The sequence below is a fragment of the Clostridium sp. C2-6-12 genome, assembly GCF_009928485.1.
Classification (GTDB): domain Bacteria; phylum Bacillota; class Clostridia; order Clostridiales; family Clostridiaceae; genus Clostridium.
The window spans coordinates 27,709-47,885 of record NZ_JAABNP010000014.1; the positions used below are offsets into that span (position 1 = coordinate 27,709).

Annotated in this window: 20 protein-coding genes; 15 read left to right on the top strand and 5 right to left on the bottom strand. The window is 29.1% G+C overall.

Annotated features, from left to right (window positions below; translation table 11 throughout):
* The first annotated feature begins 214 nt into the window (after window positions 1–214).
* The 4 genes from GXK56_RS13090 to GXK56_RS13105 all read left to right on the top strand — a co-directional run bounded on the left by GXK56_RS13090 (window position 215) and on the right by GXK56_RS13105 (window position 4,753).
* The gene (locus GXK56_RS13090; RefSeq protein ID WP_160688030.1) at window positions 215–493 is read left to right on the top strand and encodes a hypothetical protein; all 279 of its coding nucleotides are present in this window, start codon (window positions 215–217) and stop codon (window positions 491–493) included.
* 278 nt (window positions 494–771) lie between these two features.
* Complete coding sequence (locus GXK56_RS13095) at window positions 772–1,755, top strand: LacI family DNA-binding transcriptional regulator (protein ID WP_160688032.1); 984 nt, start codon at window positions 772–774, stop codon at window positions 1,753–1,755.
* A gap of 96 nt (window positions 1,756–1,851) precedes the next feature.
* Window positions 1,852–3,090 carry an MFS transporter gene (locus tag GXK56_RS13100; protein ID WP_160688034.1) on the top strand — a complete coding sequence of 413 codons (1,239 nt, stop codon included), beginning with the start codon at window positions 1,852–1,854 and terminating at the stop codon, window positions 3,088–3,090.
* 256 nt (window positions 3,091–3,346) lie between these two features.
* Window positions 3,347–4,753: an amino acid permease gene (locus GXK56_RS13105; protein WP_160688036.1), complete on the top strand. Its 1,407-nt coding sequence runs from the start codon at window positions 3,347–3,349 to the stop codon at window positions 4,751–4,753.
* A 142-nt stretch (window positions 4,754–4,895) separates the two neighbouring features.
* Here the strand turns inward: GXK56_RS13105 and GXK56_RS13110 are convergent, their stop codons facing one another.
* Window positions 4,896–5,393 carry a DUF6803 family protein gene (locus GXK56_RS13110; protein ID WP_160688038.1) on the bottom strand — a complete coding sequence of 166 codons (498 nt, stop codon included), beginning with the start codon at window positions 5,391–5,393 and terminating at the stop codon, window positions 4,896–4,898.
* A gap of 166 nt (window positions 5,394–5,559) precedes the next feature.
* Window positions 5,560–5,850, bottom strand: a complete 291-nt coding sequence (locus GXK56_RS13115) for a hypothetical protein (RefSeq protein WP_160688040.1) — start codon at window positions 5,848–5,850, stop codon at window positions 5,560–5,562.
* A gap of 230 nt (window positions 5,851–6,080) precedes the next feature.
* Between GXK56_RS13115 and GXK56_RS13120 the strand changes: the two genes are divergently transcribed.
* The 7 genes from GXK56_RS13120 (at window position 6,081) to GXK56_RS13150 (ending at window position 10,579) form a co-directional block, all read left to right on the top strand.
* Window positions 6,081–6,668, top strand: a complete 588-nt coding sequence (locus GXK56_RS13120; RefSeq protein ID WP_160688042.1) for a LysE family transporter — start codon at window positions 6,081–6,083, stop codon at window positions 6,666–6,668.
* A gap of 4 nt (window positions 6,669–6,672) precedes the next feature.
* A complete protein-coding gene (locus GXK56_RS13125; RefSeq protein ID WP_160688044.1) occupies window positions 6,673–7,047 on the top strand; it encodes a helix-turn-helix domain-containing protein in 375 nt (124 codons plus the stop codon).
* 21 nt (window positions 7,048–7,068) lie between these two features.
* Window positions 7,069–7,482 (top strand): GNAT family N-acetyltransferase, encoded by a 414-nt coding sequence (locus GXK56_RS13130; protein ID WP_160688046.1) that lies wholly within the window; start codon window positions 7,069–7,071, stop codon window positions 7,480–7,482.
* A 135-nt stretch (window positions 7,483–7,617) separates the two neighbouring features.
* A complete protein-coding gene (locus GXK56_RS13135) occupies window positions 7,618–8,874 on the top strand; it encodes a 4Fe-4S dicluster domain-containing protein (protein WP_160688048.1) in 1,257 nt (418 codons plus the stop codon).
* Window positions 8,875–8,902: 28 nt separating this feature from the next.
* A complete protein-coding gene (locus GXK56_RS13140; protein ID WP_160688050.1) occupies window positions 8,903–9,361 on the top strand; it encodes a GNAT family N-acetyltransferase in 459 nt (152 codons plus the stop codon).
* 103 nt (window positions 9,362–9,464) lie between these two features.
* Window positions 9,465–9,647 carry a hypothetical protein gene (locus GXK56_RS13145; RefSeq protein ID WP_160688052.1) on the top strand — a complete coding sequence of 61 codons (183 nt, stop codon included), beginning with the start codon at window positions 9,465–9,467 and terminating at the stop codon, window positions 9,645–9,647.
* Window positions 9,648–9,712: 65 nt separating this feature from the next.
* Window positions 9,713–10,579, top strand: coding sequence for a radical SAM protein (locus GXK56_RS13150; RefSeq protein ID WP_160688054.1), 867 nt, complete (start codon window positions 9,713–9,715; stop codon window positions 10,577–10,579).
* A gap of 365 nt (window positions 10,580–10,944) precedes the next feature.
* Here the strand turns inward: GXK56_RS13150 and GXK56_RS13155 are convergent, their stop codons facing one another.
* Window positions 10,945–11,889, bottom strand: a complete 945-nt coding sequence (locus GXK56_RS13155; RefSeq protein ID WP_160688056.1) for an acetamidase/formamidase family protein — start codon at window positions 11,887–11,889, stop codon at window positions 10,945–10,947.
* 11 nt (window positions 11,890–11,900) lie between these two features.
* Window positions 11,901–12,950, bottom strand: a complete 1,050-nt coding sequence (locus GXK56_RS13160) for a hypothetical protein (RefSeq protein ID WP_160688058.1) — start codon at window positions 12,948–12,950, stop codon at window positions 11,901–11,903.
* Between the two features lie 476 nt (window positions 12,951–13,426).
* Between GXK56_RS13160 and GXK56_RS13165 the strand changes: the two genes are divergently transcribed.
* The 3 genes from GXK56_RS13165 to GXK56_RS13175 are packed head-to-tail and all read left to right on the top strand — an operon-like array spanning window position 13,427 to window position 17,600.
* Window positions 13,427–16,144 (top strand): EAL domain-containing protein, encoded by a 2,718-nt coding sequence (locus GXK56_RS13165; protein WP_160688060.1) that lies wholly within the window; start codon window positions 13,427–13,429, stop codon window positions 16,142–16,144.
* A 58-nt stretch (window positions 16,145–16,202) separates the two neighbouring features.
* Window positions 16,203–16,871, top strand: a complete 669-nt coding sequence (locus GXK56_RS13170) for a DinB family protein (protein ID WP_160688062.1) — start codon at window positions 16,203–16,205, stop codon at window positions 16,869–16,871.
* Window positions 16,872–16,913: 42 nt separating this feature from the next.
* Window positions 16,914–17,600: an HAD family hydrolase gene (locus tag GXK56_RS13175; protein ID WP_160688064.1), complete on the top strand. Its 687-nt coding sequence runs from the start codon at window positions 16,914–16,916 to the stop codon at window positions 17,598–17,600.
* A 94-nt stretch (window positions 17,601–17,694) separates the two neighbouring features.
* Here GXK56_RS13175 and GXK56_RS13180 read toward each other — a convergent pair whose 3' ends face one another.
* The gene (locus tag GXK56_RS13180) at window positions 17,695–18,588 is read right to left on the bottom strand and encodes an AraC family transcriptional regulator (RefSeq protein ID WP_160688066.1); all 894 of its coding nucleotides are present in this window, start codon (window positions 18,586–18,588) and stop codon (window positions 17,695–17,697) included.
* 245 nt (window positions 18,589–18,833) lie between these two features.
* Between GXK56_RS13180 and fabF the strand changes: the two genes are divergently transcribed.
* Window positions 18,834–20,066, top strand: coding sequence for a beta-ketoacyl-ACP synthase II (gene fabF, locus GXK56_RS13185; RefSeq protein WP_160688068.1), 1,233 nt, complete (start codon window positions 18,834–18,836; stop codon window positions 20,064–20,066).
* The last annotated feature ends 111 nt before the right edge of the window (window positions 20,067–20,177 follow it).

Below are 20,177 nucleotides of genomic sequence, written 5' to 3' on the forward strand. Positions count from 1 at the left end.
TAGCTCAAATAATATATGTTTGGGAAATTGTTTATCTGGGGTATAGTGGTATAATTGGAATTTTACTTAATGAATATGATCTTGATTTTATAGCAGTATGTTTGTTTTTTAATAAAATATGTAAAAAAATAAAATATAAGAGAGATATTTATTAAATTTAGAAGGAATTTATACATTTTTGTATAATTGTTTATTATGAGAGGGGGAGATGTAAATGGAAAACATTAATATAAAGAAAATATTAAATACATATAAGATGTTTAGTAAAAGACAAAGGGAGATATTAGAAAAGCTTTCTAAAAACAAAGAGATATTTACATTTGATGATTTGCAAAAAGAGCTTCAAGAGGATTCTGAGGCAAAAGAGTTATTGCAAAAGCTAAGATTTATTGCCCATGGAGATTATGAAAAAGCAGGTATAATTAAACCAGCAGCTAGCTCTAAACCAGAATTAAGTAATGGTAATATAGAAGAAATAGAATTATGGATGTAAAAAGATAATTGAACTCTATTAATAATAGGGTTCTTTTTTTGTTGATTTATATAATTCCATAAAGGAATGTACTGTATTAAATTTACATTTACTATATTTAGTGAATTTGATATTATGAAATAGTAACGTAATATTTTGGATTAATATTACGTTACAAAATATATTTTGTAACGTAATATGTGTGGAATGTTGTTTATAAAATTGGAATTAATTAAGCAAATAAATAAATAAATAAATAAATAGATATTAAATAACTTTTTGGAGGTGTATTTTAAAGAATGAATAAAGTAAAAATTTCAGATATAGCTAAAGAGCTTGAAATATCAGCAATTTCTGTGAGCAGAGCTCTTTCTGGTAAATCAGGAGTTGGAGAAGAATTGCGAAATAAAATAATAAGCAAAGCAAAAGAAATGGGGTACTTTAAAGAAAAGCTTAAGGAAGAGATTAAAATTTTAGTTTTGCATCAAAAGCCTTTTGTACAAGACACTAGTAATTATAGTCATATGGTTCAGGGGATTGAAAAAGCAATACAAAAGAGTGGTTCAGAATATGATTTAGAGTTTGTAGATAAGGAACATCAAGAGGAGCTTTATTTGCCATATAAGCTTCAAAAAGGTGTTGATTTTGATGGAATTATATTTATTGGTAGATTTAATTCAAATTATGTTGAGTTTATTTCTAGCAAAGTAAAGAATCAAGTATTCTACACAGGATATTCTCCTTCTTTTAATTGTGATAGTGTTTGGTATAACTTTAATAATGGTGGCTATAAGCAATGTGAATATTTAATAAAAAAGGGACATAAAAAAATAGGTTTTTTAGGAAATAGCAGTGTATATAAAAACAAAGAAAAAGTTCTTGGAATTACTTCAGCTCTAGAGGATTATGAACTTCCTATAAAAGATGAATTTTTCATATATGAGGAAAATTTTGAAGAAAAGATGCTTAACTTAATAAGTGATAAAACAGGTCCAACTGCAATAGTTTGTCAATGGGATTATACAGCAATAAAGCTTATAAAATTTCTATATGAAAAGGGAATAAAAGTACCAGACGATATATCTGTAATTGGCAGTGGTAATACTGAAATGTCGTCATTATCTATTCCTGCTTTAACTACCTTGGAGCTTAATATTGATTATGCCTGTGAAGTAGCTGTAGAGCTTCTTTTTAAAAGAATAAAAAATCCAGAAAAACCTTTTGAGAATATTACAATAAATAGTGTTTTAGTGGAAAGGGATTCAGTAAAGTTATGTTATTAATTCCCTTAATAGCCTTTGGCGGTTTTTATTTTTCATAATATATAAGGTAAACAATACTAGACATAGAAGATTATAAGAATGAAAGAGTGATAATATATGAATGTTACTAATGAAGTTAAAAATAAATTTAATAATCCTTTTATTGCATTAAAGCATAATAATTTCAGATATTATTGGATAGGTATGTGCATTTCCTTAATAGGAACCTGGATGCAGAATATAGCACAGCCATGGCTGGCATATACCTTGACCAATTCTCCTTTTTTACTCAGTTTAATTGGAATTGCACAATTTACGCCTATGCTTATATTTGCTCTTTTTGCAGGAGTTTTTGTGGACAAGTTTTCGAAAAAGAAGATTTTATTGTTTACTCAATCAGCTTCCCTTGTAATAACCTTAATTCTTGCAATATTAGTATGGACAGAAAAGATTGAATATTGGCATATATTAATAATGTCTACATTATTAGGAATAGTTAATACAGTAGATATGCCTGCCCGTCAATCAATGGTAATTGAACTGGTAGGAAGAGAGGATTTAATGAATGCAATTGCTTTAAATTCTATGGTATTTAATTTAGCGAGAATTATAGGGCCTGCACTTGCTGGAATAGTAATGGGATATGCTGGAGTTGCAGTATGTTTTTTTGCTAATGCAATAAGCTTCGGAGCGGTCGTTATAAGCTTGTTTTTTATTGAGTTACACCCTGTTCAAAAAAATCCTAATGTTGAGAATTCTAATTTAATTGGAGAAATTAAAGATGGACTAAAATACATTTATCGTAAGAAGGTTCTTTTATACACCTTATTAGTTATGGCAATAGTGGGAACTTTTGTCCCTAATTTCAATGTATTGGTTCCAGTTTTTGCAAAGGAGATATTAAAGGAAAATGAAGCTGGTTTTGGAATACTAATGTCATTTATGGGCTTTGGTTCTTTTTTGGGAGCAATGTTTATAGCTACTCTAAGTAAGTCTGGCCCTAAAAAGTTTATAATATATCTAGTACCTATAATTGTAGGAGCTTTACTTATTGCGACTGGTTATACAAATGTTTATTTGCTTACAGGGATTTTTCTAGCTATTACTGGCTTCTTCTTTATTTCTTTCACTTCAAGTGCAAATTCAACCTTGCAGTTAAATTCAAGGAACGAATATCGTGGAAGGGTTATGAGCGTATATACATTAGTTTTTGCTGGATCTACACCTTTTGGAAACCTCTATGCAGGGCTATTTGCAGAACATTTCAATGCCAGAATAGGTTTTGCCGCTTGTGGTGGAGTAATAATTTTACTGATGATTCCATTGTTAGTTTATAAAAGAAAAAATGAAGTTTAACTAAGATTAATAATGGATAAGTAAAAATAAAAAAATGTCTTTAAATTCTTACTAATTGAATTTATACTATTGAGTTTAAAAAATAACAACTGTTATAGCTGAAGTTTTACATATAAAAATTCCAATACTAGTAAAAAGTAATTGATTGTTTAAAATATAACGACTAATTTTGTCGAACTTATATACATTTGCTGAAAAATACTATAATATTTTAATGTAAATATTAAAATATAAAGAAAAATAGGAGAGAAAGCTTATGTCAGAAAAAAACGATAAAAAGATTCTTTGGTACAGCTTAGCATTTATGGCGTTCTCAACAGTTTGGGGCTTTGGAAACGTTATTAATGGATTTTCTGAGTATAATGGTCTTAAGGCAATTGTATCTTGGATCATAATTTTTGCTATTTATTTTGTACCATATGCATTAATGGTTGGTGAACTAGGTTCAGCATTTAAAGAGCATGGAGGAGGAGTTAGTTCATGGATAAATGAAACTATAGGACCTAAAATTGCTTATTATGCTGGTTGGACATACTGGGTAGTACATATGCCTTATATTTCACAAAAACCATCAGGTTTTATGATTGCAACAAGTTGGGCTATTTTTCAAGATAAAAGAATTAGTAGTATGAATCCTATAATACTACAAGCATGTTGTTTAGTAATTTTTATAATCGGACTTTATATAGCATCAAAAGGATTAAATCCATTAAAGAAATTAGCAACACTTGCAGGAACATCTATGTTTGTTATGTCTATCCTATTCATTGTATTAATGATAGCAGCGCCTGCAATTACAGATGCAAAATTAATGTCAATAGATTGGTCTATAAAAACATTCATGCCAACTTTTGATATGAAATTCTTCACTAGCTTATCTATTTTAGTTTTTGCTGTTGGAGGCTGTGAAAAAATTTCACCATATGTTAATCAAATGAAGGATCCAGCGAAAGGATTCTCAAAAGGAATGATTGCTTTAGCAGTTATGGTTGCCGTATGTGCTATTTTAGGTACTATTTCACTTGGAATGATGTTTGATTCAAATAATGTTCCTAAGGATTTAATGACTAATGGAGCATATTATGCTTTCCAAAAGCTTGGTGAATATTATCATTTAGGAAATTTCTTTGTAATCGTATATGCAATTACAAATATGATTGGGCAATTTGCAGTATTAATTATATCAATTGATGCACCTTTACGTATGTTACTTGATAGTGCAGATACAAACTTTATACCAGAAAAAATGCTAGTAAAAAATAAGTTTGGAGCATATATCAATGGTCATAAACTTATATTAGTAATAGTTTCAATCTTAATAATTGTACCAGCTTTTGGTATAAAAGATGTAGATGCTTTAGTTAAATGGCTAGTAAAATTAAATGCAGTATGTATGCCACTAAGATATTTATGGGTATTTGCAGCATATATTGCACTTAAAAAAGCTGGAGAAAAGTTTAATGCTGAGTATCATTTTATAAAAAATAAAACTTTAGGAATTATATTTGGAGCATGGTGCTTTGCATTTACTGCTTTTGCATGTATTGGTGGTATGTACTCAACAGATACATTCCAATTAGTGCTTAATATTATAACTCCGTTTGTATTACTTGGTTTAGGATTAATAATGCCTTATTTTGCAAAGAAGAATAATGCACAATAATTAATGTTTTGATAAATATAAAAGGGATTTTAGCAATGGACAAGTTTCAAAGCTAAAATCCCTTTATATTTTTAGGGCAGAAAAATTATGTTTTATTTATGGTTATGTTTATTTAAATGTAATTGTAATCTTTTGTGTATTGTTACATTCCAGGCATAGCTGACATGTTACTCATATTAGATACAATTTCAGGATTTACCATACCAAAGATCATTGCAATATGAGCTACAACTAAAAATCCACCAATAAGGATGAAATGAAGCTTCATTTTTTCATCAGCTGTTTTATTTTTGTAGATTACTCCTAGTTCCATTAAAGCAATAGGAAGTAAGAAAACAACACCTGATAAGTAGAAACCAACGGCTAAGACATCTATAAAGCCGTGCCATCCACCTGTAGTAGTTAATGGGATTACAGCAGTTATTAATAAGTAAATAAAAATACCTGTAAAATAGAAGCCATCAAAAATACCAACTACTTTATTGAAGGTTCTTAAACCACCACTTTTACTCTTGTTAAATAATATAAAAAATTCTGAAATTGTTAGTGCCTCTGCACAAATAACTGGAATAGCCATAAAAATGATTAAATTCCAAGGCTGATTATCAGCAAGTAATGACATATAATGTGTCATATTCATAATTAACACCTCCATTTAATTTTGTAAGATAATTTTACAAAATTGTTATGAAGATTTTATGAAGAAATATATATTTTTATACAAAATTCCTATAGGTTTAATTAAATTAAAAACTCCGTACAGTTAAAAAACATATACGGAGAAATCATGTAGTGTTATAAGCTAACTATGCTACACTATAAATTTTAACATCAGGTTCAACGCTCCATAGTGGCTTAAGACCAACAAAAACATCATTTTGGAACATTTCACTAGATAGATAAGCCTGAGCATGTTCTACACTATCGAAGCCATGAAGCACTTGAACATCCTCATCGCGAATAAGCAGGTCTTTTGTTAAAGCACCAGTAATTTTGTCAAGAAATGGACCACGATAATCAGTATAAACTTTTGCTGCAGCAGCACGGTTTACATTTTCAATTTTCATTGTGATTTCTAAATAAGCATTTACTTTCATAATATTACCTCCAGATTTATTCATATGACTCATTTATTCTGCCTGAGTCTGGTATAATTATATTTTAAGAACTCAGAAATAAAAATATATCAGTGAATTTATGAGTTACTAATAAATTTCATAGTTACTTGTTAATATATAGACAGCCTTCTATAATAGTCTTACATCTATAGGTGTATGCGCAACAATTAATAATTATTATAGAATTATAAGGAACATAGGAGGGGAAAATGTCTATATCAGTTTTTTTTACAATGCTAGGATATATGTTGCTTTGCTCTTTTACGCCAGGACCTGGAAATATTTTAGCTTTAAATACTACAACCCAATTAGGATGGAAAGAAGGAAAAAGCTTAATTTGGGGAATTTGCACGGGATATGCCTGTGTACAGGTTATTTGCACACTAGCAGCATATGGGCTTAATAATTTTTTGACACCAATGCTTGTTGTTCTAAAGTATATTGGAAGCATATATATGGTATGGTTAGCAATAAATATTTATTTGAGCAAACCAATAAAGGATAAAAATGGTGAAAAAGCATCATTTAAAGTAGGATTCTTACTTCAATTTATAAATGTAAAAATCTATTTCTATATTATGACTTTGTTGATAGTGTATCTTGTTCCTAGTATTAAAGATTTGCCAAAATTATTCTTAGCTGGTGTGGGGATAGTAATAATTGGAAGTGTAGCCTGTTTAACATGGGCATTTCTAGGGGTTAAGATGCAAAATGTTTATGAGAAAAACTACAAACTTATTAATTTTATATTGAGCATGTTTTTATTTTATTGTGCCATAGATATTGTAAGGGGGTGAATTGATGTATAAACATAAAATGGAAGAAGATATTAGGTGCCCCCTTGAATATGGACTTGATATTTTTGGTGGAAAGTGGAAATCACGAATTATATGCGTCTTAGCTGAAAAAGGCACTTTACGATATAGTGAAATTAGAAAAGAAATGAGTAATATAACTGATGCTGTTCTAGCAGTAACGCTTAAGGAATTAATTGTAGATGGTATTGTGAATAGAAAATCATTTGATGAGATTCCTCCTCGTGTAGAGTATTGCTTAACGGAGAAGGGTAATTCTGTGATTCCTATTTTGCAGAGTATTTGCAGATGGTCTGGAGCATATCACAAGGAAGATAATGCGAATACAATGGCACAATGTAAAAAGTGTGACTATAAATAAAGAAAAGGAGGCATTTATGTTATGATAATTACTTATACAGAGGAAAAATTTTTCACCCAAGAGGACGTGCAGCAATTATTCTTGTCTGTAGGCTGGGTGTCAGGACAGTATCCAAGTCGGCTATATAAGGCATTGATAAATTCATCTACAGTTGTAACAGCTTGGGATAAAGATAAATTAGTAGGGTTAGTACGTGTATTAGATGATAGTGAAATGATGGCATATATGCATTATGTTTTGGTAAATCCAGATTATCAAGGACATAAAATTGCTGGAACAATGATTAATATGATTAAAGAAAAATATAAAGATTATTTGTACATTGAGATAATGCCAGAAGACAAGAAAAATGCTGTTTTTTATGAAAAGTTTGGATTTAAGATGATGGAAAATGGTGTAGCAATGCAGCTTTGCAATTTCTATAATAAACATTAAGCTAAAATAACATAAGTTAAAGAAGTAATATTAATATTATACAATATAACTGTTATATTGTATAATATTTGAAAATGAAGTTATTTAATATTTTATATACTTGGGAATTGTCAATAAAATATTTGGAGGATAAAAATGTCGCATATTTTAGGTAAAGAAGCCTACAAAAGATTAGAAGAAAGAATAAACAGATTTCCACAAGGAGCACCGCCATCAAAAACTTTATATAAAATATTAAGTATGCTTTTTTCTGAGAAAGAAGCAGAACTAGTGGCAATGTTACCCATTAAGCCATTCTCAGTAAAAACTGCAAGTTCTATCTGGAAAATGGATGAGGTTCAAACTGAAAATATTCTTCAGAAGCTTGCTCAAAGAGCTATTCTAATGGATATTGATTATGCTGGCAAAAAAGAATATTGTCTTCCACCACCTATGATTGGATTTTTTGAATTTTCACTTATGAGAACTAGGGGAGATATAGACCAAAAGGCGTTATCAGAACTATATTATCAATACTTAAATGTTGAAGAAGATTTTATTAAGGATTTATTCTTAGGTACGGAAACAAGGTTTGGAAAGGTTTTTGTTCAAGAGGGAGTTCTTTCAAGTCAAAATCAGTTGGAAATTATGGATTATGATAGGGCAAGTAATGTTATAAAAAATGCAGAGTTTATGGCTGTAAGTATGTGCTTTTGCAGGCATAAGATGGAGCACTTGGGCAAAGCTTGTGATGCCCCCATGGAAACTTGTATGACATTTGGAGACAGTGCATATACTTTAAGCAAACATGGATATGGTAGAAGGATAGAAGTGTCAGAAGGCTTAGAAATATTAAATATGGCTTATGAAAATAATTTAGTTCAATGTGGTGAAAATGTGAGAGATGGATCAGTTTTTTTATGTAATTGTTGTGGCTGCTGCTGCGAAGGTATGCTGGCAATTAAGAAATTTGGTTATTTAAATCCAATTCAAACAACAGCCTTTTTGCCACAGGTTATTGAAGATGGCTGTATTGGGTGTGGAAAATGTTCAAAGGCATGCCCTATTGAAGCAATAAAGGTTAATCCAATTACAAAAAAAGCTGAAGTGGATGAGGGCATATGCTTAGGCTGTGGAATATGTGTGAGAAATTGCTTTAAAAAGAGCATATATCTAAAACATAGAGAAAAAGAAATAATAACTCCAGCTAATACAACTCATAGAATAGTATTACAGGCAATTGAAAAAGAAAAGCTTCAGGAATTGATTTTTGATAATAAGGCATTATTCAGTCATAGAGCTATGGCAGCGGTTTTATCTGCCATTTTAAAGCTTCCACCTGTAAAAAAGGCTATGGCAAGTAAACAAATGAAATCAGTTTATTTAGATAAATTATTAAGTAAAAAAGAATAAAATAATGATGTTTTTTTGGGAGCGAAATATGATAGTTACTATTATTGATAAATGTGAAAAAGAAAAAATAGCAATGGAAATACTATCAGACTTACCAGAGTGGTTTGGATTACCTGAGAGTACACAGGAATATATTAATTGTAGTAAAGAGATGCCATTTTGGGCAGATATAGAAAATAAAAAGGTAAGAGGATTTATAACCTTAAAAGAAACAAGTCCTTATACTGTTGAACTTTATGTTATGGGAGTATTAAAGGAGTTTCATAGAAACAAAATTGGATATAATTTATTTAATGCTTTTTATGAATATTCGAAGAATCAAGGGTATTTATATATGCAAGTTAAAACAGTAAAAGAAGGTTGTTATGAGGAATATGACAAAACAATTGGCTTTTATAAGAAGCTTGGATTTAAAGAATTAGAATGTTTTCCTACACTTTGGGATGAATGGAATCCATGTCAGATTTTTATTATGTCTATAAAATAATGGAAATTTATATAATAGGAGCATGAGATTGAATACCTGTAATTATTTTTAGTCTATATGGTATAATATGAAATAAAAATACTAATGGGATGGAGGAGATAAAATGTTTACTAAAGAGGAACTTTTAGTAATTGAAGATGCAATTAAGATTGCTGATGCAGAATATATAAGATTAATTGATGAAAATAAAAGTAACAAGAATAGGATGGTTGCTTTTAATAGAAAGCAAAAGAAGTTATGGCTTGTTCAAAATAAATTAAAAAAGCTTATAGAAGAAAGTAAGTAAAATATAAGGAAATGACCATAATCAAATCATAGATTTGGGTTTTATACTTATATAGGGAGGATTTTATGTACGATTATCCATTATATAGGCCGCCAAGTGAAGGTAATAGCCTCATAATACAAGCAACCTTGGGATGTTCTCATAATAAATGCAGTTTTTGTAATATGTATAAATCAAAGAAATTTGAAGTAAGATCAGTTGAAGCTATTAAAAATGATATAGATTATTTTAGAAGAATATATGCGTATGTTGAAAAAATATTTTTAGCTGACGGAGATGCTTTGATTATACAAACAAAAGATTTATTAGAAATACTTACATATATTAAGGATATATTTCCTGAATGTAATAGAGTTACTCTTTATGGTTCCCCTAAATCAATATTACTTAAAACTAAGGAAGAGCTAAAAGCTCTTAAAGATTTAGGGCTCTCAATGATATACATGGGAGTTGAAAGTGGAGCTGAAGAAATTTTAGAAGATATAAATAAGGGTGTAAGTAGAGAGAATTTAGTAAAGGCTGCCCAAAGGGTTAAAGAGTCAGGCATTTTATTGTCGGTAACAGTAATAGCTGGGATTGGTGGAAGAGAAAAGAGCAAAAGTCATGGAATTAAAACTGGTGAAATAATAACAGAAATGTGCCCTGATTACTTAGGAATTTTAACATTAATGATAGAAGAAAATACAGAATTATATCATAAAATAAAAAGTAATGAGTTTACAATTTTAAGCGATAAAGAAATTTTAGAAGAAATTAAAATTTTGGTTGAGAATATTAATGCAAACAACTCTATAATATTTAGATGCAATCATGCATCAAACTATATTTCTTTGAGAGGAACCTTTCCTCAGGATAAAGAACTGATTTTAAAGCAAATTGATTTTTATGGAACTAGTAAAGAATTGAGAAGTGAAGAAGAAAGAAGATTATAGTTTTATTTTAAAAGTTATGATATGTGTAGTTAAATTTATAAATTTTAAAAATAAATTGTGAAAATTATTTTTGTCACCTAATTGACATCTTTGCAATGTAATATATAAATATAAAGTAGTTAAAGCATTATTTGCCCCTTATTAAAATATTAATATCCAGTATTCAGAATGATCTATTACACCCTAGTAGATCATTCTTTTCTATTTAAAATTGAATTTATGGTATTTTCGAGATTAGGGCTACGAGATTTTTGATGTGAGTTTAAAATATATTAAACACTTTTAGAAGATATTATTGCTTGTTTCATAGGATTTTTAAATTATTAGTAAAAATTTAAAAATCCTATGAGAAAATCGGAATCTTATTATTTATTATAGTTCAAAGAACCATGAGGAAGCACAGCGTGAACGCCTTTGACTCCGTTAACAACTTGGGTAATTCTTAGATCAACTACGCTACTTGCTAATGCAATAGCTTCAACTCTATCTAAGTCAAATAGCCTACACATTAGGTTTAAAATACCATCCATAGCTTGAACTGTGGCTTCATTCAAATCTTCATGAAATCCGAAACTAATCCAGCCATTAGGGGTATTAGCTATTGGCATTTCAAGTTTCATATCCTTATGTACTGTAAAAGTTAATTCAACGAACTCTGTGGCACACTCTATTGCTTGACAACTTATTTCTCCATCTCCTTGGGCAGCGTGACCATCACCAACAAAAAAGTAAGCACCATCAACTGGAATTGGTAGATATAAGATACTTCCTTTGCCTAACTCCTTGCAATCAATATTGCCACCACAAAATCTTGGAGGCCATGTAATATGTATTCCTTCTTCTTCGGGAGGCATAGCATATATTCCCATAAAGGGTTTTAGACTTACAGAAAATTTCTTGCCATTAACTTCTGTTTCCCCAAGCATGGAGTTTTTATCTAATTTCCATTCAAGATTAATTTCCCTACATTCAGTTAATCCAAGTTTTTCATTTTCCCAATTTGGATATCCACCGGCAGATGTAAACCCATAAGGGCCTGTAATAACTTCATTTACTTTTATTTCAAGTGTCATTCCCTTTTTTGCTTCAATAATTTGTATTGGGCCGCAAAGTGCATGTCCGTTATCAATGTCCTTTCGTCTATCTAAAGGTTTTATTCTTTTTCCATCTTCAGCTGGAGTCCCCCAGCCAGCATCAAAACATGAATATTGTACTGTATCACCAGAATTGATTGTTAATATAGGGTTAAACTCAGCTGAGATAGAACCAATTATATTTTGACGGGTCGGTATTACTTTGTAAGTTGCCATGTGATTACCTCCTATAATAGTTTTCCAATATACTGTAGAGTTGAAACTTCTGTATAGTCAAGTGTTCCATCTACTATTTTAGTTACATCCGCTAGCATGTCTTGAATACTTACATATTTACCTTCTTTACCTGTATATGGTTCAGCCACAAAGAAATATTGAGTCAAGTAAGCTTCGAGGCGCTCTCCACGATTATATGTTTGTACTTCAGAAGCAGGAAGACTATTAACACCTCGAATGCTTACTAAAGTTCTTAACTCACGATATCGACGAAGCAGTTTTTTGGCGCGTTGCTGCGTAGAAAAATGAACTTGGTCCAAATATTCACCTTCTAAAATAGAAGATGTTGAGTAAAATGGGTTAATTGCAGGAAACATATCTCTGGCCGCAAGTTCTGCATCAAATCGCCATAAGGTCTCGAGAGGACCATAAGGTAACTCCTCATCAACAGCCTCTCCTTTTAAATCAACAAGAAAGGTTAAAAGTGGAGGAACACCAGCACTTAGTAATCTCTCCTGCAAATTATAAATTTCACCTGTTATTACATTAGACATGTCTGCAGCAAAGACAATTTCATTTTGATTGTTCATCTTTATTATTTCTTCATATACTTCATCTATAGTATGGAGAATAACAACTTCGACATTTTCCATACCATTTTTTAATTCTATAGGGTCTCCTTCAGGCATAAGAAGTATGGCGGTATAACCATTTTTTCTTAATCTATAGAACATTTCTGCAAGCAAAACAAGCTGCCCCATACCAGGGCGTGCTACCAATCCAATAGTTCCACCTTTGGTTAGTGGTGAAAACAAATCTAAAACTTTTATACCTGTTTCAATCATTTCTGTCTTCTCGCCTCTTAAAATTAATTCATCCATGCTACACTTAGCTAATGATGCGAGGGCAAATAATGTACGAACCTCAGCACGTGATATAGGAATTTTTCCAGTGCATAGATCCGAAACCGTAGCAGGTCGTAAGTTAACAGATCGGGCTGCGGCAGTTAAATTAGGAATTCGACGGCGTAACAATGGTACATTTAAACTTATATCTTCCAAAATATTTCCTCCTTGTTAGTATGCTTTTTAACTATTATATTAATAATTACTTTAAAACGCAACATAAATTACTTTTAAAAGTATTTTGTATTGCGTTTTAAAGTATTTTCTTATTTATAAGAAAGTGCTTTTAGTCAACAGGTTTAGGATATTATTTATTGAGATTTTTTTAAATTCCTCTAATATCCCAGTGAAAATCATGTTAAATATTAATCTAGTTCTTTTATATTTCGATTATAGAAAATAAAATTAACCTAAATATGATATAATAAAACATATGTTTAAAATCCTTTATTTAAATATTATGGTTCTATTCATATATAATTTGCATTATAGAACAAGATTGGAATAGTAATCCTTAATGGCGCATTATACAAAATACTTTTAGTTGATAATGAAATTTACAATGATTATGCTATTGAGCTAGAGATATATGATAAATCAAATAAATACATCAAAATAAATGGAGGTGTTCTATGAAGAAATTTAATTTAAGTGATGTTAAAAGAATTATTAAAATTTATGTTGCAATAATTATTCCAATACTTATAATTGCAATATCAATTTATAATTATCTTTCAAAAAGTGAAATAGATAAAACAAAAGAGATTTTAATAGAAGTACAGAAACAAAAGGCCAAGACAGTTCAATATATTATACAAAGTAATTTTAATGAAGCTTATGAAAATTTATTAGTTGTAAAAAATTCCAATGATTTAAAAAATTATATTAATTATTCTGACATAAATACGAAAGAAGATTTAGAACAGCTTTTTTTAAGGATCGTAACTAGTAAAAAAAATTTTGATCAAATAAGATTTTTAGATAATAACGGAGATGAGGTTATTAGAGTTAACAGTGATGTAAAAGGGCCTTATTTAGTGTCTAAGGATAAATTACAAAATAATAGCAATAGTGATTATTATATAAATACAAGTAAATTAAATAAGGATGAAGTTTTTATATCAGACATGGGCTTGAATATGGAAAGCGGAGAAGTCGAAATTCCTTATAAACCTATTATTAGAATATGTGTACCTATATATTCCTCTAATAACATATATAAGGGCGTTTTAGTTGTAAATTATTTAGGACAAGATATGTTAGATGTTTTAAGTGAAGAATATGAAGACTCAGTTTATACTTTCATTAAACCATCATTGATAAATAATGATGGATATTACTTGTTTAATTCAGATGATATGCAAAATTTTGGATTCGCGTTGAAAAATGAAAAAAACAATGTGATATATGATTTTGATAAGAAACTATGGGAAAATATAAAATCAAAGGATTCTGGATATTATGAAAAAGGCAATGAAGTATATTATTACATGAATGTAAAGCCATTGTATAACATTGATTTTACAGGTGAAAATAACTATTCTTGGTTTATTGTATCTAAATTTAATTTAGAAGATTTGCCTATTGTTAATGAACAAGTCTTTTTGGGGATGAGAGATAGAGACATATTTATCTTAATTGGAGTTTCAATATTAATTTTAATAATTTTGAGCATAATTTATTATTCTCAAAAAGATAAAGAAGAATTAAATATATTACAAAAAATGATTGAAAATATTAATGATGCTGTTCTTATTACAGATAATAAAACTAAAATAACATATGTAAATCAGTCTTTTGAAAAAATAACTGGATATACTAGGGAAGATGTTTTAGGATTAAAAACTAACTATTTTAAAACAGGGAAACAATCTGCTGAATTTTATAAGGAAATGTGGAATTCCATAAACACTAAAGGCTATTGGTCAGGAGAATTATGGGATAAGAAAAAAGATGGGGTTTTATACTCTAAAAAACTTAGCATATATACATTGAAAGACAAATCTAATATGAATATTACTAAGTATATGGGAATATTTAGCGATTTAACAGATAGCTTAGAGAAAGAAAATTATATTGAAAAGCTAAAGAATTATAATTTGAAGACTAATTTGCCAAATGAAAATTTAACAAATTTATTAATAAATAATATTATTAAAAATCAAAATATAAATTTTAGTATTATATATTTTACTATCGAAAACTATAACAGCCTTTTATTTAAATTTAATGAAGATGATACACTTTTTATTAATCCGTTAATTAAGAATATTAAAAAGCTACTTAAAGAAGAAGATTTTATTGCTCAAATTGCTAAAAATAATTTTATAGTAGGGATATCTTCTTATAATACAAAAGAAGATGTTAGAACCTTTGTTGATAAATTATTTAATGAAAGCAATAAACTATTTAGACAAAAAGAGGAAATAATATTCTTAGATATGAAGGCTGGAATTTCAAGTTATCCTGAAGATGGAAAAGATTCAAATGAGCTTGTAAGTAATGCATATATTGCCTTAAATAAAGCTTTAAATAATAATGAAGCTAAATATGAGTATTATACATCTGAATTGAAAGCAAATATGGAAAATGAAATAAAAATGGAAATGCTATTAAGGAGGGCTGTAGAAAACGATGAATTAAGTATTCATTATCAACCACAAGTTGATATAAACAAAGGAGTAACTGTTGGAGCTGAAGCTCTTTTAAGATGGAATAACAAAGAACTTGGGAATGTATCTCCAGTAGTATTTATTCCATTGGCAGAGAAAACAGGCGTTATTATTGAAATTGGTTATTGGATTATAGAAAATGTATTTAAAGATTATTTATTAATGAGAGAAAAAGTAAGCAGAGATTTTAGAATTTCAATTAACATTTCTCCTATACAATTTAGAGATGAAGCACTTATAGAAAAAATTAAAGAATTTGGAGAAAAGTATCAGGTGGATTTTTCAAATTTTGAAATAGAAATAACAGAAAGCACGTTTATTACAGATGTAAATGATATTAATAATAAGTTTGATAAGTTTAAAGAACTTGGTTTAACTATTGCAGTAGATGATTTTGGAACAGGATTTTCTTCTTTAAGTTATTTAAGAAAATTGAATATAGATAAATTAAAGATAGATAGAAGTTTTATAAAAGATTATCCTCAAAATGATAATGGAGAAATAGCTGAACTAATAACTAATATTTCAAATAAGCTGAATTTGAAAGTTATAACTGAGGGAGCTGAAACAGAAGAGCAAATTAATCACCTTAAATCAATAGGATGCAATCTTGTACAAGGATACTATTATAGCAAGCCTTTACCAAAAGAGGATTTTTACAAATTTCTTGATAAGTAGCAGTAGAAGAGTAATGATGCTACTACATATTAGTGCGAGTGTATTGGAGGCGTATAAAATGGATTTAAAAACATGGAATTCAAATTTAAAAAATTTAAGAGAAATACTTTTGAAAAAAGATAAAATAGAGGAAAGTAAAAGTTTATTCTTAAAATTACATTCTATGGTACATTCTTCAGACATGTCTGGAATAAGGGAAAAAACCTTTGAAGATGAATTGTGGGAAGGATTAGATGAAGAAAAATTCAAAACGGCAACAAATGAAAAAGGACGTACAATTGCATATGGTATATGGCATTCTACTAGAATAGAAGATATTACTATGAATTTATTAGTTGAGGGTGATACTCAGGTATTAAATTCAGGAAACTGGAAGGAAAAAATAAATTCTATAATAAATGATACTGGTAATGCATTAAATGAAGAGGAAATATTAGAATTTAGTAAAAATATAAATATGCAGGAGCTAAAAAATTACAGAATTGCTGTTGGCAGAAAAACACAAGAAATAGTAAAAAAATTAACTTATGAGGATATGAAAAAGAAATTTAATAAGGCTCAATTAAAGAGAATAATAGATGAAGGTGCTGTTTTAGATGTTGAAGGTTCAAACTGGTTAATAGATTTTTGGGGAAAGAAAAACGTAGCAGGAATATTATTAATGCCTGGGACAAGGCATCATTTGGTTCATTTAAACGAATCATTCCGTGCAAAGAAAAAAGCTTAATAAGCTAAGAAATTTGTTTTTTGGAGGAGAGGTTTTGTTAATATGAAGAATAATATAGAGGTTGTGTTTTTTGATTTGTTTTTTACCTTAATTACTCCTAAATATAATAATGGTAGAAATGAAAATAATGTTTTAGAAATATCAAAAGAACAATGGGAAGAGTGTGCAGAGGATAATGATTTGTATTTAGAAAGAGCTATTGGAAAGGAAAAGAATCCACAAAAAATAATTGAAAAGATTATTGAAAAAAGTGAAATAAAGGCTAGCAATAAGCAGATAAAAGAAATCTTGGAGTTAAGAAAAGATAGATTTCAAAAGTCATTAACTGATGTGGATTACAAAATTCTTGAGGTTCTTTTAGATATTAAGAAAAGTGGCAAAAGATTATGTTTAATTAGTAATGCAGATGTAATAGATGTAATGTATTGGAACCAATCTCCATTAAGCAATTTGTTTGATGATGCAGTATTTTCATATAAAGTAGGGTATGTAAAACCTCAAAGTGAAATATATCAAATTGGATTAGGTAAAATGAATACTATACCAGAAAAATCAGTTTTTATTGGAGATGGTGGCTCTGATGAACTAAGGGGAGCTAAAAGATTAGGAATGAAAACAATACTATCAGGATATTTCTTGGAAAAAGAAAGAAAAGATCAAGCTATTATTGATTTTGCTGATTATTCTATAAAAGATTTTAGAGAGATTCTTGAAATAATAAATAATTAAATTTATAGACAAATACTACCTTTGATTAACTTTAAGTAATTAATCAAAGGTAGTATTTGTTTTTTTATTATAAAATAATATATTTTCAATTAATTTATATGGTATCAGAGATAGCTTCAATTGGCTGATATACATATAATTCACAATAATTATCCTTCGACATTGAATTATCTATATATTCAAATCTAAAGGTATCAGCAAATTTATAACCTGATTTAAAAATCCATTTTCTATATAATTGGACTAATAAGCGACCTAAATGTCTTCCGTTGAGGTCATCAGGGCGGAAAAAACCAACAAAACGAAATACAACATATTTATGAGCAGGTATTGAAATACCTGACATTCCACTTGGAACTTCTTCCAAGTTAGATACTTCTGCACTTGGTATGTAGTATATAAATCCATTACTGCTCCAGTCAGTATAACCATAATAAATATTTGAATTTACAATATTGCTGATTTTATTTTTATGATTGTAAAAGAAATCCCGACCATAAGAATTAGCACTTTTATCTCCAGATTTACTTAATATTTTATGTTTAACACCAATTAAGTTGAATTTTTGTTTAAATATAAAGCTTGGTGTATAGGTAATTGAATTTCCTAGAGAAAAAATATCGTCAGCATTTATCTTTTCTGTAAGAACTAAGCTTAAAGAGGTTTTTTGAGATTTTATTTTTAATGGGGTAACCCCAAATTTCTTTTTAAATGCTCTAATATAAGACTGTTCATAATCAAAACCATAATTTAAAGCTATATCTATAATTCTCATATTAGTATTTAAGAGTTCGTTAAGGCTATTGGTTAATTTACGTGATTGAACATATTCCATAATAGATTCCCCTGTAAGGGACTTAAATATTCTATGGAGATAATATTTTGATAATCCTGTATAAAGAGAGATATCATCTAAAGAAATTCTATCAGAAATATTCTTTTCAATATAATCTATAGTTGTTATTATAGTTTCTTTTAAGTCCTTCATATTTTAAACACCTTTTCCTAATAATAGAACTATTAAAAAAAGCAATATCTGTTCATTTTAATAAATAAATTCTATTAAAATTGTATTTGTAGGAAAAATTAATTTGTTAAAAAACATTATATATAATGTGGTTATTAAAGTAAAGAATATTAATTTTATGAAATTATACTATTTCTTTATTGAATAACAGTATAACTTCAATAATTAATTAGTGTGAAGAATTTTATAATTTTAGGAGGCTTAAAATGAAAAGGAGAGTAGTTATTACAGGAGTGGGGAGTATATCATCTCTAGGTATTGGGGCTCATAAGCTATGGGAATCAATCAAAGAAGGAAAGTGTGGAATAAGTACAATTGAAAGAATAGATATTTCCAATTTGCCTGTTAAAGTTGGAGCAGAAGTAAAAGATTTTAATCCAGAAGAATTTATAGATAAAAAAGAAGTTAAAAGAACAGATAGGTTTGCACAATTTGCATTAGCAGCGGCTAAAATGGCAGTTGAAGATTCAAAGCTTGATTTGGATAAGGTAAACAAAGATAGAATGGGAGTAATAATTGGATCTGGTGTTGGAGGAATTGAAACTATGTTAAATCAACATAGAGAATTTCTAGATAGGGGTTATAGAAGAGTTAGTCCTTTTGTAGTCCCAATGATGATACCTAATATGGCATCAGGTCTTGTAGCTATAAAGTTTGGAGCTAAAGGTTTTAATGAATGTACAGTTACTGCTTGTGCATCTTCAACAAATTCCATAGGCAATTCCTTTAAGGTAATACAAAGAAATGATGCAGATATAATGATAGCTGGGGGTGCAGAAGCATGTATAAATGGGTTAACTTTAGCTGGATTTTCTGCAAGTAAAGCAATGACTACAAATGATAATCCTATTGAAGCTTGTAGACCTTTTGATTTAAATAGAAATGGTTTTGTCTTAGGAGAAGGTTCAGGAGTTCTCATTCTTGAAGAACTTGAACATGCATTAAATAGAGGCGCTGAAATTATAGCTGAAATAGTAGGATATGGATGTACAAATGATGCATATCATATGACAGCACCTGCTGAAGGGGGCGAAGGGGCAGCAAAATGCATGAAGCTTGCAATTGAAGATGCAGGAATAAATACTACTGATATTGGATATATAAATGCACATGGAACTTCAACAAAAGCAAATGACAAAGGTGAAACAGCAGCAGTGAAGTCTGTCTTTGGTAAACATGCATATGAACTAGCTATTAGTTCAACAAAATCAATGACTGGTCATTTACTAGGGGCATCAGGGGCTATTGAAGCTATTATTACATCTTTGGCACTTAAAGAAGGCTTTTTGCCGCCAACAATAAATTATAAAACTTCAGATCCAGAATGTGATCTTAATTATGTACCTAATATAGGGAAAAGTGCAAATATAACATATGCGTTATCCAACTCTTTTGGTTTTGGCGGACATAATGCAGCTCTGGTTTTGAAGGCTTTTTAGCCGAAAGTTATTAATGGTAGTCAAAGAATATACTATTGCGTAAATATTTAGCTATAGAAGAGAAATATAATGAATATTAAGAAAATTATGTTATAATTAAAACATAGATAT

Bases quoted from the DNA above. Each gene is read 5' to 3' on its own strand.
- GXK56_RS13135 (WP_160688048.1), top strand. From the start codon at position 7,618: ATGTCGCATATTTTAGGTAAAGAAGCCTACAAAAGATTAGAAGAAAGA.
- fabF (WP_160688068.1), top strand. From the start codon at position 18,834: ATGAAAAGGAGAGTAGTTATTACAGGAGTGGGGAGTATATCATCTCTA.
- GXK56_RS13090 (WP_160688030.1), top strand. From the start codon at position 215: ATGGAAAACATTAATATAAAGAAAATATTAAATACATATAAGATGTTT.
- GXK56_RS13120 (WP_160688042.1), top strand. From the start codon at position 6,081: ATGTCTATATCAGTTTTTTTTACAATGCTAGGATATATGTTGCTTTGC.
- GXK56_RS13115 (WP_160688040.1), bottom strand. From the start codon at position 5,850: ATGAAAGTAAATGCTTATTTAGAAATCACAATGAAAATTGAAAATGTA.
- GXK56_RS13165 (WP_160688060.1), top strand. From the start codon at position 13,427: ATGAAGAAATTTAATTTAAGTGATGTTAAAAGAATTATTAAAATTTAT.
- GXK56_RS13140 (WP_160688050.1), top strand. From the start codon at position 8,903: ATGATAGTTACTATTATTGATAAATGTGAAAAAGAAAAAATAGCAATG.
- GXK56_RS13130 (WP_160688046.1), top strand. From the start codon at position 7,069: ATGATAATTACTTATACAGAGGAAAAATTTTTCACCCAAGAGGACGTG.
- GXK56_RS13155 (WP_160688056.1), bottom strand. From the start codon at position 11,889: ATGGCAACTTACAAAGTAATACCGACCCGTCAAAATATAATTGGTTCT.
- GXK56_RS13175 (WP_160688064.1), top strand. From the start codon at position 16,914: ATGAAGAATAATATAGAGGTTGTGTTTTTTGATTTGTTTTTTACCTTA.
- GXK56_RS13125 (WP_160688044.1), top strand. From the start codon at position 6,673: ATGTATAAACATAAAATGGAAGAAGATATTAGGTGCCCCCTTGAATAT.
- GXK56_RS13145 (WP_160688052.1), top strand. From the start codon at position 9,465: ATGTTTACTAAAGAGGAACTTTTAGTAATTGAAGATGCAATTAAGATT.
- GXK56_RS13095 (WP_160688032.1), top strand. From the start codon at position 772: ATGAATAAAGTAAAAATTTCAGATATAGCTAAAGAGCTTGAAATATCA.
- GXK56_RS13170 (WP_160688062.1), top strand. From the start codon at position 16,203: ATGGATTTAAAAACATGGAATTCAAATTTAAAAAATTTAAGAGAAATA.
- GXK56_RS13105 (WP_160688036.1), top strand. From the start codon at position 3,347: ATGTCAGAAAAAAACGATAAAAAGATTCTTTGGTACAGCTTAGCATTT.
- GXK56_RS13180 (WP_160688066.1), bottom strand. From the start codon at position 18,588: ATGAAGGACTTAAAAGAAACTATAATAACAACTATAGATTATATTGAA.
- GXK56_RS13100 (WP_160688034.1), top strand. From the start codon at position 1,852: ATGAATGTTACTAATGAAGTTAAAAATAAATTTAATAATCCTTTTATT.
- GXK56_RS13110 (WP_160688038.1), bottom strand. From the start codon at position 5,393: ATGAATATGACACATTATATGTCATTACTTGCTGATAATCAGCCTTGG.
- GXK56_RS13150 (WP_160688054.1), top strand. From the start codon at position 9,713: ATGTACGATTATCCATTATATAGGCCGCCAAGTGAAGGTAATAGCCTC.